A 10,694-nucleotide genomic window follows, 5' to 3' on the forward strand; every position below is an offset into this window, starting at 1 on the left:
CCGCTCTCGCCACACCACAGATCGAGGAGGTACCGCCCCTACAGATTACACCCAAGGCCGCCTGAACGATGCGGCCCGGTGGCACACCTGAAATTACACCACGTTGACGGACACGACCGAGAAGATTACCACCAACGGCTCGGCGACAGCCGAGCGCGCCCGCGATGCCTTCGCTCAGGAGTGTAGCGCCAAGGGCGGTCGGCTCGAGCCGGAGGAGGGGGACGCAGCACGCACCTTCCGCGATCGCGCGCTCGGCCGCAGGCTGCCGCCCCGGGGCGAGTTCAAGCACTTCTGGTCCGGCATGTCGGCCGTGTGCTCGCGTGGACCGGACCAGGTCCTCGGAGGCTTCGTCGCGATCACATTCGACACGACCGAGGTGGCGACGAAAGGCGACCTGGGCAGCCGGCTAATGAGCCGCGTGTCGATGGTCCCGACCCGCACCGCCGTCTATGCCTGCCGCCCCGACCAGATCCGCTCTGCGGCATGGTTCCAACGCACCCAGGACAGCTACGTCGCCGACCGAGAGGCCGAGCAGAACCGGCACGAAGCCTTCCGACGCGACCTCGCGATCGGAACCGTCACCAACTGCGGCACGGTAGTCCAGATCCGCGGTCCCATGGTCGAGATCGCGGTGCCCCCGACCACGCTAACGCCCAACGGCCAATCCACCTTCTGGTCCCGGCGTGATGCGCTGGCGCCGACCTTCTCGACGCCGTGCACCTACGGACTCTGAGGAGCCGATCTGCCCGATTTGCATAAACTGGAAACCCTGAACGGAGACCCGCCATGACCATCGACCTGAGCGACTTCAAACTAACGCCTTTGCCCTCCCGTGAGACCCCGCCCTATGCGTCGGCCGACCCTTCGACGGACCTGCGGTTGCTCCTCGCCGGCACCGACTGGAGCGAGCCAGGACACGGCGGCTACCCGACCCGCACCGAGGCGGGAGATTGGATGATCCGGGTCATGTTGGACCTGCCTTACCCCATGCTTGCCAGCCTTGAAGCGCAGGCCGGCTCGCATGACGTCGGCGAGCTGATCCGGGCCGCTCTCGTGACCGCTGGACATGGCTCGCGGACGGAAATTGTAGGTATCAGGTCCGACCGCTACGCGACCCGCGACGAGCAGCGTGAGCGGCTCGGGATCCCCTCAGGAATAAGCGGCACGCGAGAGGGCGAATGACCGATCGATCCGGGCACGAACGGGTACGCTACCAGGCGGTTCTGAAGCCGCTCGAATGGGAGCAGCGGATGCGCGTCGACTACCGTGATGACGTACTTCGGATCGTGGCTGTCCTGGCTGCCGACGGCATCGCCATCAGTGAGGATGTCGCGTTCATGGCGTGGCACCGGTTTTCGGAAGAGGACCGCTGCGCCGGCTGGTACGGCCCCGGCACCGACGACCAGATCCGACGCAACCTGATGCCGCATCTCGAGCTCAGACCGATTGCGGAACAGGATGGCTCTGGCAATGTCCATCGGCCCGTCGTTAACCCGGATCACGCCCGCCGATGAGCGACGTCGAACACCACGATGTCAGGACGGCATTGGCGCTGATGCGCCTGGCGTTGGCGTTGCTCGACCGGGCTGGATGCACCCTTGTTGCAGCTCGCCTTCAGCATGCGTTCGACACGGTTTGGAACGATCCGGGGGCCGCCGCAATGCCGCGCCATCCTGACGCTCCGAGCGGTGCTGAACACGACCGGCACAAGCATCAGCGCCCGACCGACAACGGGGAGGGAACCGACCCATGACGGACGTCATCACGCTTGGGATTTCGGGATGGTTCACCCCGCATAGAACCCTCTACCATGAGGAGGGTCGCACGCTCGATGAGATCGCTCCGGAGGACTGGTCCAACCTCCTCGCCCATGCCGACGCGATCGACTTCTTCACGCGACCCGATCCGGCCTGGCCGGCACTGGAAGCCCGCATCTTCCATCTGACGATCACCGACGGCGAGCGGTCGCGCGAGCTGGCGGTAAACGACCCGTTCGAGGCGCCGGAACTGGCCTTCCTCATACGGCTGACGCGCCGTGCCATGCGGGACCGGCTGGTGCTGACGCCTGAAACGCTGAGCGAGGAGGCGCTCGAAGCCTTACGGGCAAGCCTGCGTCAGGCGGGGCAAGACTGAGTCGGCTGGCCGGCTCATGCGCCGGCCCGTGTGCTCCGCCGGAATCCGGGGATGCGCCCGAAAGAACCACATCATCTACGGCGGCCAGCTTACTGAGCAGTAAGGGTAGGGGCACACCCGATGCACCCTGACGGGGTGCGAAAAAGGGCAGATTCGCGTCGTTTGAGCGGCATGGTCCGACGCAGATGCTGTGCTCGGACCGTCTGGTCCATGGTGGTCCACAGAGCATCTAGAGCACGGATTTGCAGCGTTTCTTCTGGCGCTGCTCTGCACTTCCTCCTTGCGCGCCCGTTATGCGCAATGCACACTCCCTTCCGGGGTAGAAGGGGGTCCGCATGGCGCGCGTACCGATCACGGTGTACCTGCAACCCGACCAGCTTGCCGGCATCGAGCGCCGCGCGGGCCAGGTCGGCAAGACGCGCAGCGCCTGGGTGGCGGACACGCTGGTGCGCTCACTCGAGGACGAGCTGCTGCCGCTCGACGAGATCCTGCTCGACCAGCTCACCAAGGTTCGTGCCGGCCTGGAAGTCGTCGCGGAAGTGCAGGTCGGGCGTGGCCCGGAGAGCAAGAAGGGGCTGGCTGAGATGCGGCAGCGCCGGACCGACCTGGCAACCCGGATGCTGGCCGAAGCGCGCGGGATGCTGCGGCGATGACCGATGCCGGCCGCAGGCGGATCGACGTCTCCAGTGAGGTCCACAGCCGCCTGGATGCCGAATCCAAACGGCGCAATATTCCCATCCGTGATCTCGTCGAACAGGCGGTCACCACCATGTTCGACAGGGAGGCACAAGCAGCCCTGTCGGTGCGTCAGCAACGTGAGCGCCGCCACGCCGATCGCATGGAGGAACAGACCGCTCAAATCGGCGAGATCACGCGCCGCGTCTCGGCCCTGATCGCCCAGCAAACGAAGGATCTGCCCGGCGCGTTGAACGCAGGCTTCGACGCGATCAAGACGACCATCAAGGAGACCGGCGGGACCGGACATCTCCGCGACATGATCGCCAAGTTCCAGGCCGAATTTACGACCATCTTCAAGGAAGCGCAGAGCGCTCTGCGCCGCCTCGGTTCTCAATGTCACCAAAGCCGCCGAGGAGCAGGCGAAGAGCCTCGGGAAGCAGCTCGATCGCATCGAGAAGCGTCAGTCGGGTACGCGTACAAAGCTTGGCGCAGGTGCCGCCCTTGGCATCGCCGGACTTGTTCTGATCTGCCTACTTTTCGCGAATACGGCGCCGACGCGCTGGCTTTCCATCCGCCTTCTGGGTGAGAGTGACTCGGCATCTGCGGCATGGAGCCTGGCAGGCGATGGGCGCACGAAAGGCGAGCTGATGGCGGAGACCAAAGGCCTTCTCGGCGATGATACATACCGGGTCCGGTACGCCGAATGCGTGGACCACGCGAAGCGCATGAAGAAGCCGTTTCCGTGCCGGCTCACCTTTCCGCCTCTGCTCGGCACGACGCCGTGACCGTCCGGCCCAACTCGATCGCCGGCGGCGGTGATGCCGCCGGCTATTATGCGGCCGACAACTACTACACCGGGGAGCAGGAAGGGCCCTCCGAGTGGGGCGGGGGGGGGGCCGAGGAACTCGGTCTGTCCGGCACCGTGAATGCCGGAAAATTCGCCGAGGTGCTGGACGGCAAACTGCCCAACGGGGCCGTTATTGCGAGAGGGGGCAATGGCGAGCGGGCGCCGGGGTTCGAGCTGACGTTCAGCGCGCCGAAGTCGGTATCGCTGGTCGCCATGATCGGCCGCGATGAGCGGGTCATGCCAGCGTTTGCGGAAGCGATCCGGAGCACCATGGCGTGGGCCGAGGAGCGGTTCGGGGAGGTGCGGTGGGGCAAGGCCGGCGCGGTGATCGAACCCGGTCGCTTGGTGTACGCGATCTTCTACCATGACCTTAGCCGGAAGCTCGACCCGCAGGCCCACGCTCATGTCGTCGTGGCGAATGCCGCACAGCGGGGTGACGGTCGCTGGGTCGCCCTCCACAATCCGGCGCTGTGGAAGCATTCGAGCACGATCGGCGCCGCCTTCCATGCCGACTTCCGTGCCCGGTTGGAGCAGCTCGGCTATCGGATCGAGATCACCGGCAAGCACGGTCAGTTCGAGATCAGCGGTATCCCGCGTGCCGCCATCGATGCGTTCAGCGCACGGCGCGAACAGATCCTTAGCCGGGCGGCTGAGCTTGGGGCTTCCGGCCCGAAGGCGATGGAGACGATCGCGGTCAGTACTCGCGACGCCAAACAGGCGGGCGATGCCACGGTTGCCCGCGTCATGTGGGCCGAGAAGGCCGAGGTCCATGGTGCTGCCATCTCCGCCGTCGTGGACGCCGCGCGCGGAATCGAGCGGCCGCGGTCCGTACTCGATGCCGTGCGTGCCTGGGGGGCCGCCTTGCTTGAGCGGATCACGCATGCCTTCGGACCACGACCCGAGCCGCTGCTTCACGGCACGGATGCGGTGCGCCGGAGCGCCGAGCTGGCGAGCGGCTATGCGGTCGCGGCCGGTGTTCGGCACCTCGGCGAACGCGAAGCGAGCTTCACCTACGCGAACCTGCTGAAAAGCAGCCTCGATATGGCGGAGAAGGGCGCGACGGTGCGCGGTATCGAGGAGCGCATCGAGCGGCTGCGCGAGGCAGGTGTGCTCATCGCCGGTCCGCGCGGCAGCCTGCACGCAGACCGGCTCACGACCCGCGATATGCTGGCGACGGAAAAGGCGCTGGTTGCGGCCGCGCATGGCGGGGTGGGGCAGGGGACACCCATCCTCGAGGCCGCTTCGGTCGACACCGCACTCGACCGCGCGGCCAGTCGGCGCGAGGTCACGCTGTCCGGCGAACAGCGTGTCGCGGTACACGCCATGCTGTCCGGCACCAACCGCATCCAGGTCGTCCAAGGCGATGCCGGTACCGGCAAGTCGTTCCTCTTCGAACTCGTACGGGAGGTTGGCGCGGAAGTAGGGGCGGGGATGCTGGTGCTGGTCCCGCAGAACAAGTTGATGGATGACCTGACCGGACGGGGGCTGGAGGTGCGCTCGCTCGCATCCGTGCTGAAGGAGCATGCTAGCCGGGTCGGCCCGGCCAAGCCGAACGAGCAGCTGTCGGCGCTGATGAAGGGCAAGGTCGTGGTGCTGGAGGAGGCCTCGATGGTGTCCTCGCGTCAGCTTGCCGGGTTGTTCGAGGTCGCCTGGAACGGCGAGGCCGCCAAGCTGGTGCTGGTCGGTGACGTGAAGCAGATACCCGCCGTAGAGGCCGGGCGGCCGTTCGCGCTGCTGCAGGAGGCGGAGGCTCCGACGGTGCGGCTGACCGAGAACCGGCGCCAACAGACCGATGTGCTCCGTGAGGCCGCCTCCCTGGCACGCGAGGGCAGGGTCGCTGCTGCTTTCGAACGGCTCGGGAACAAGGTCCAGGAGAACGCTCATCCCGCAGGAGCGGCCGTTGTAGAATATCTGCAGCTTTCGCCCGAAGAACGCGACCGCACCGCCTTGCTCACTTCGGGGCACGTGCTGCGCGAAGCCGTGCTGGAGACGGTTCGGGCCGAGCTGCTGGCTAGAGGAAAGCTGGGCGCGGACGCCCTGAGCCTGCGCAGCTGGGACACGCTGAACCTGACCCGCGAGGAGCTGCGCCAGATCCGGCATTGGGCGGAGGGGATGCGGCTCGACATCTACCGCCACCAGTCAGGGCTTGTGCCGGGATCCTACGAGGTTGGCTTGATCGATCGGGCGAGCGGCATGCTCGAGCTCGCCCGTGACGGTCAAACCAGGCTCTTCGATCCCAAAAGCCTCCGATCGGGAGGGGGGGGGCCGCGCTCTCCGTTCCCGGAGAGATCGAAGTTCGCGAAGGTGACCGCTTGGTCTTCACGGCCAGCGACCTGAAGCGCGGGATGGCGAACGGTGCTGCGATGACGCTCACCGCGATCGATGGCGACACGCTCCACCTGTCCGGCCGTGACCGGGATCATGTGATCGGGCCCGACGATCCGATGCGCGAGCGGCTTGGCCATGGCGCTGTCATCAACATGCACCGTGCGCAAGGGATGACGGTCGATCGCGCGATCACGGTGATGGACAGCCGCGACAGGCTGCTGAACAGCGAGAGCCTCTACTACGTGCTCCAGACCCGCGCGCGCGAGGACGTGTCGCTGCACACCGACGACAAGAAAGCGCTCGCCAACGCGATCGAGTCACATCGCGGTGACGTTCCGCACGCGAGCGATGTGGCACCCGAGCTCTCGTTGTCCGGTAGGGAGCGATTCGATCCGGCCACGGGCGAGCTGCCCCGACTAGACGATCCTGGCGCGAGCGATCGCCGCCAACTGGAGGCGATGAGTGCCGCCCTCCGATCCATCGGCAGCGAGCCTGCCAAGCCGGTGGCGGAGGCTGTTCGGCAGGCGCCGGTTCCGGTCAGAGAGCTGGTGAAGGAGCCGGAGATCGAGATCGACCACGATTACGACTTCGACATGTGAGACATCGCGTTGCGATTACGGGTGGGCGGATCAGCTTCGTTCCTGCTCATATGATCTGGGTTTGCCGGCCGTCGAAGCGGACATCGTAGCGGCCAAGGATGGCGGAGATCGGACGACCTTAGCGAGGCAAGCAGGTAAACCAGATGCTGCAGGACATGGCCAACGAACCGGACTTCGGGGTGGTCGCCGACCGGGGCGAGGGCATCGGCGCCGTGCAGCCCATGAAAATGGGGGAGGGCGGGCCGCGGTACCGCGACGCCGTCGACCTCGCGATCGAGCTGACCGCCAAGTCTGCCGCCTTCCGCAGCAGTCTGCCGCCCGCACTCCGGGCTGGGCTCGCCGGTCTCGTCCGAACGGTGACCTGCTACTACAGCAACCTGATCGAGGGGCATGATACCCACCCCGTCGACATCGGGCGGGCGCTGAAGAACGACTTCAGCGCTGACCCGGCCAAGCGGGACCTGCAGCTCGAGGCGACCGCCCGTTTCGCGGTCCAGGGCTGGATCGACGGGGGAGGGCTGGCGGGCCGGGCGACGAGCGTGGAGGGCCTGCAAGAGGTTCACCGACGCTTCTGCGAGCATCTGCCCGAGTCGATGCTCTGGATTGAGCCGGTCGAGGGCGGCGAGCGCGTTCTGGTCGAGCCCGGTGCCCTGCGGACCCGCGATCTCCGGGTCGGGCAGCACATTGCGATCAGCCCCGGGGCGGTGCCGCGCTTTCTCGAGCACTTCGCCTGGGCGTATCAGAAGCGCGGCGCGACGGACGCCATCGTATCTCTCGCGGCCGCGCATCACCGGTTCGCCTGGATTCACCCTTTTCTCGACGGCAACGGGCGGGTCGCCCGCCTCATGTCGCACGCCATGCTGCTCGACGCGCTCGACACGGGCGGCGTGTGGTCCATCGCGCGCGGCCTCGGCCGCAACGTGCAGGCCTATAAGCGGCACCTTGCCGCCTGCGACCTACCCCGCCGCAACGACCTTGATGGGCGGGGCTCGCTAAGCGAGGAGGAGCTGGCGAGCTTCACGACCTTCTTCTTGAAGACCTGCATCGACCAAGTCGACTTCATGGCCGGCTTGGTCGAGCCCGACCAGCTGCGCAGTCGCATCCGGCGCTGGGCGGCCGAAGAGACGGACGGGGGAAGGCTGCCGGCCAAGGCCATCCAGGTAATTGACGCAGCGCTGTACCGAGGCGAGCTCCCGCGCGGCGAGGTAGAGAGTATCGTCGGCACTGGCGAACGCCAAGCGCGCCGGGTTACCTCCGCGCTGACGAGTCTCGGCGTGCTGACGGCCGACAGTTCCCGGGCGCCCCTGCAGATCGCCTTTCCTGCCACGCTGGCGGGGCGCTGGATGCCGGGACTGTTCCCAGAAGCGCGTAGCGGCTTGCGTCAGCCGCTGGAATCATCAGCGGTGCGACACGGGGCGGCCAATGGTAAGGTGTCGTGACCGCGATGATGCGGATCAACTCGACGGAGGCAACCTTCCCGTTCTTCAGCCGCAACGACTTCCAGGGTCAGCCCAGCAGCCGTGTTTACCGACCCTACAAGGCATTCGAGATCATCCTCGACCGTGTTCTCGGCGAACGGGTGAGAGCGGATGGCGCGTGCGCTGTCGACCTCTGGTGTGCGCTCGCCAACATTCGTTGGTCCGGTCCAGATGGCATGGACGTCTCCTACGGCTTCAGGCGGGCCGGCGAGGTGGTGTCCTGGGTGCGCGAGGAGGGAGACTATCTCACCTGGTATTGCAGCGGCGAGCCAGGGCACGTTGCCACTTGGATCGACAGAGCGCTCGCGGTAGCGGGATGGTCGTGGAGGCGGTTGGAACCGGACGCCGCGGACACCGACGAGAGGGCCGACGACAGTTAGCGCTTGGCGTAGAGTTCGGGCTGCCGCTCCACGACAGAACGGCGGACCGCGCGCAGCCGAATGGCTTCCGGTCAAGCGAAAACGGGTACTGATTGCGTGTAGGCCGATCAGGAGTGTGGACGCCCACAAGTAGATAGTTTGGAAATGCCAATCGTGACACTTTGCCCAGCGGCAAAGTGTCGCAGCCGACAGAAACGCCGCCGGCCGAACCGGAAGGGATTCACACGATTCCCGTTTCGTGCTTCTCCTGTTCCCATGATTCAAGGTGACTTGTTCTCCGCATCCCCGGTGGCCCCGCCGAGGATTTCGTCCCAGACGCCCTTAGCCGAGGGTCTGCCGTCGATCATCGATGTTATCGCGCAGGTGTCGACCCGGCCGCGCTACGCCTTCATGGTCTTGAACCTGATCGCGCGCGCGGCAGGGCAGGGGGGCAAGGCAGGACCCTACGTCCTCCGGCAGGGGCAGGCCGTTCGGCTGCGCGACTGGTTGTGCGACTCCCTCGCTCCCATGGCAGCCCGCGATCATAAGCGGGCAGCGCTGGCCGAGCAGGTGAGGGTGGAACTGGCAGGGCAGGAGCAGCTGCCAGGAGACCCTGACGCAGCGTCACGACTAGTGGAGCAAGTGGTGCTGGAGCGGGTGCGCCGCTCCGGCCGGTGTAATGTCAGCCGGGCGGTGTCCGAGCTGGTCCGGGCAGGGCTGGTCCGGCGCCACTATGAGGGCTGGCGAGTAGATCACCACAATCGAGGCGCCCGGCGCGAGGCGGTGTACACGTTATTGCCCGATACGATGCGCGCACTAGGCAAGGCGTAGAGCTAAATCCGCGCTGGTCATGACAACCCTCAGTCTGCTGGATCAGGGTCGCATGGCAATTTGACGCTCTTGAGCTTGCCCGTGAGCTAGGCTTACTGTCGCGAGACCCGCCGGCAGGAATTGCTTGCCAGTCCAGAAGCCGCTCGAGTGTACGCTCTCGGCGGCTCCTGCTTATGATTTAAGAAGCGCTGTGATCTCAGCCATCCAGCGCGGCGAGATCAGGCTGTTACGGATCAGCTCGGTGGCGCTGGACGGGATCAGCGGGGGAGTCGTGCGCGATCCGGGAAACAGGGCGGTGCTTGACCTTGGTGACGAGCGGTCTGACCGTCGGCGAAGTCAGCCTGCCGATCACCTAAGCAAGTCCAAGCGAGGTGCTCCGACCCTTTGCCGATGCAATCAGCTTCGACGTCGCGACGGGAACGATCGCGCTAGTCGGGCCGGTGCCATGGACGCCGCTTGCGCGGCGAGACGGGGAGGCGCATATTACTGTCATGGCGACCCGGTCCGATACGATAACCACCAAGGGGAGCAAGCCAGGCGTGCTCGGGCGCAGCGCAGCGACGGGCCGTTACGTTCTGGCGCCGGTGGCAACCAAGAAGGCGACCGTCTCCGACCAGCGTATCGCCGCGGCAGTGAAGAGCGTTCTGGCCAAGAAGAAGTAGTTTGCCGGTCGTTCAGACGTCGACGGATGACGTCTTCATCAATTGCCCCTCCGACGATGCGTTCGCGCCGACGTTCCGCGCACTGATCTTCGCCATTCTCGTCTGCGGCTTTCGCCCGCGCTCGGCGCGCGAACTGGATGACGGTGGCCAGACTCGGATTGACAAGATCTTCGCTCTGATCGAGCAGTGCCGCTACGGCATTCATGACCTGTCACGCACCGAGCTGGACGCGGTCAACAACCTGCCGCGCTTCAACATGCCGCTCGAACTCGGGCTGTTCCTTGGCGCCAAGCGCTACGGTGGCCAACATCAGAAGGTCAAGCGTATCCTGATCCTCGACGTGGAGCAGTTCCGCTACCAGCGTTTCATCTCCGATCTGGCTGGCATGGACATCCACGAGCATGGGGGCGACCCGACTCGAGCACTTCGCGAGGCGCGTGATTGGCTCGCCAACGTGTCGCGTCGCGAGCTGCCGAGCGCCGACCGCGTGCAATGCGTCTATAAGGCGTTTCTGGCCGACTTGCCCGATCTGGCGGCCGTGCTAGAGTTTCACCCAGATCGGATCCCGTATGTCGATTTCGAGCGGGTCGTCGGGCGATGGCTGATCGAAGCGCCGGCCGCGATTGGGGCAGCTTGAGGCGCCGCTGAGCCGTTACGCTCTGTTGCCGCCAGTTAGAAAAGACACATTCCCCGCCAAATAGAAATGACACCGCCTCGTGGCAGCGGGGGCAGCGTGTAGCCCCCCAAGCAGCGCAGCGCTGCCCCCGCTGGGGCGTCGT

General features: G+C 65.9%; 14 protein-coding genes. All 14 read left to right on the plus strand.

The window, feature by feature from the left end:
- Positions 1-103 precede the first annotated feature (103 nt).
- On the plus strand, positions 104-733 hold the full coding sequence (locus ACP690_RS17745; RefSeq protein ID WP_426261882.1) for a hypothetical protein: 630 nt from the start codon (positions 104-106) through the stop codon (positions 731-733).
- 53 nt (positions 734-786) lie between these two features.
- Positions 787-1,182, plus strand: coding sequence for a hypothetical protein (locus ACP690_RS17750; RefSeq protein WP_017980692.1), 396 nt, complete (start codon positions 787-789; stop codon positions 1,180-1,182).
- On the plus strand, positions 1,179-1,514 hold the full coding sequence (locus ACP690_RS17755; RefSeq protein ID WP_426261881.1) for a hypothetical protein: 336 nt from the start codon (positions 1,179-1,181) through the stop codon (positions 1,512-1,514). Before ACP690_RS17750 ends, ACP690_RS17755 begins: the two co-directional genes overlap by 4 nt.
- A complete protein-coding gene (locus ACP690_RS17760) occupies positions 1,511-1,753 on the plus strand; it encodes a hypothetical protein (RefSeq protein WP_066652219.1) in 243 nt (80 codons plus the stop codon). The genes ACP690_RS17755 and ACP690_RS17760 overlap by 4 nt, the downstream gene beginning before the upstream one ends.
- Entirely contained in the window at positions 1,750-2,133 is a 384-nt protein-coding gene (locus ACP690_RS17765; protein WP_426261880.1) for a hypothetical protein, read from the plus strand. Before ACP690_RS17760 ends, ACP690_RS17765 begins: the two co-directional genes overlap by 4 nt.
- Before the next feature lie 335 nt (positions 2,134-2,468).
- A complete protein-coding gene (locus ACP690_RS17770) occupies positions 2,469-2,786 on the plus strand; it encodes a hypothetical protein (protein ID WP_017980688.1) in 318 nt (105 codons plus the stop codon).
- The gene (locus ACP690_RS17775; protein WP_426261879.1) at positions 2,783-3,397 is read left to right on the plus strand and encodes a hypothetical protein; all 615 of its coding nucleotides are present in this window, start codon (positions 2,783-2,785) and stop codon (positions 3,395-3,397) included. The genes ACP690_RS17770 and ACP690_RS17775 overlap by 4 nt, the downstream gene beginning before the upstream one ends.
- Positions 3,398-3,458: 61 nt before the next feature.
- Positions 3,459-3,596, plus strand: a complete 138-nt coding sequence (locus tag ACP690_RS17780; RefSeq protein ID WP_426261878.1) for a hypothetical protein — start codon at positions 3,459-3,461, stop codon at positions 3,594-3,596.
- Positions 3,593-5,995 carry a MobF family relaxase gene (gene mobF / locus ACP690_RS17785; protein ID WP_426261877.1) on the plus strand — a complete coding sequence of 801 codons (2,403 nt, stop codon included), beginning with the start codon at positions 3,593-3,595 and terminating at the stop codon, positions 5,993-5,995. The genes ACP690_RS17780 and mobF overlap by 4 nt, the downstream gene beginning before the upstream one ends.
- Complete coding sequence (locus ACP690_RS17790) at positions 5,971-6,585, plus strand: hypothetical protein (protein WP_241889894.1); 615 nt, start codon at positions 5,971-5,973, stop codon at positions 6,583-6,585. Before mobF ends, ACP690_RS17790 begins: the two co-directional genes overlap by 25 nt.
- Positions 6,586-6,728: 143 nt before the next feature.
- A complete protein-coding gene (locus ACP690_RS17795) occupies positions 6,729-8,024 on the plus strand; it encodes a Fic family protein (protein ID WP_426261876.1) in 1,296 nt (431 codons plus the stop codon).
- Positions 8,021-8,443, plus strand: a complete 423-nt coding sequence (locus ACP690_RS17800) for a hypothetical protein (RefSeq protein ID WP_426261875.1) — start codon at positions 8,021-8,023, stop codon at positions 8,441-8,443. Before ACP690_RS17795 ends, ACP690_RS17800 begins: the two co-directional genes overlap by 4 nt.
- Before the next feature lie 1,181 nt (positions 8,444-9,624).
- A complete protein-coding gene (locus ACP690_RS17805; protein WP_066490195.1) occupies positions 9,625-9,915 on the plus strand; it encodes a hypothetical protein in 291 nt (96 codons plus the stop codon).
- A 1-nt stretch (position 9,916) separates the two neighbouring features.
- Positions 9,917-10,552 carry a hypothetical protein gene (locus ACP690_RS17810; RefSeq protein ID WP_426261874.1) on the plus strand — a complete coding sequence of 212 codons (636 nt, stop codon included), beginning with the start codon at positions 9,917-9,919 and terminating at the stop codon, positions 10,550-10,552.
- Positions 10,553-10,694: the final 142 nt, after the last annotated feature.

Source organism: Sphingomonas sp. DC4900, from assembly GCF_049896485.1.
Lineage (GTDB): Bacteria > Pseudomonadota > Alphaproteobacteria > Sphingomonadales > Sphingomonadaceae > Sphingomonas > Sphingomonas aquatilis.